Origin of the sequence: Pseudomonas peli (genome assembly GCF_050563605.1) — a bacterium.
GTDB lineage: Bacteria > Pseudomonadota > Gammaproteobacteria > Pseudomonadales > Pseudomonadaceae > Aquipseudomonas > Aquipseudomonas peli_A.
Genome location: NZ_JBNXUH010000220.1, coordinates 1 through 382, shown reverse-complemented (window position 1 = coordinate 382; position 382 = coordinate 1). Strand labels below are relative to the sequence as shown.

1 protein-coding gene is annotated in these 382 nt (G+C 36.0%); it reads right to left on the bottom strand.

Features of this window, described 5'->3' with window-relative positions; all coding sequences use genetic code 11:
• A partial coding sequence (locus ACQ4LH_RS21530; RefSeq protein WP_430698995.1) for a hypothetical protein occupies positions 1-248 on the bottom strand: 248 nt, incomplete at its 3' end.
• Positions 249-382: the final 134 nt, after the last annotated feature.

The window sequence follows — 382 nt, the reverse complement described above, 5'->3', positions numbered from 1 at the left end:
GTGTTGCTTTTGTCTTGGTTGTTTTTGTTAGTACTATCTCTTCTGTTTCTTTTTTTCTTCTGTCGCTTCCGTCGACGCTCCTCGATTTTTTTTTTTTTTTTTTTTTTTTTTTTTTTTTTTTTTTTTTTTTTTTTTTTTTTTTCTTTTTCCTTTTCCTTTTTTTTTTCTTTTTTCCTCTCTTTCTTCTTTCTCTCTTTTTTTTTCTTTTTCCTTTCCTCTCTTTTTTTTTTTTTTYTTTCGAAAACCACCGAGCTCCCCACTAGATGTCCGTCGTCGGCAGCGTCTGAGCTGTATCAGAGGTATATAAGAAACAGCCCCTGGACAGCTGCAAGAACGTCGGCGAGATCCGCCACAATCCGGAAAAATGCATCCAGCTGTCCTG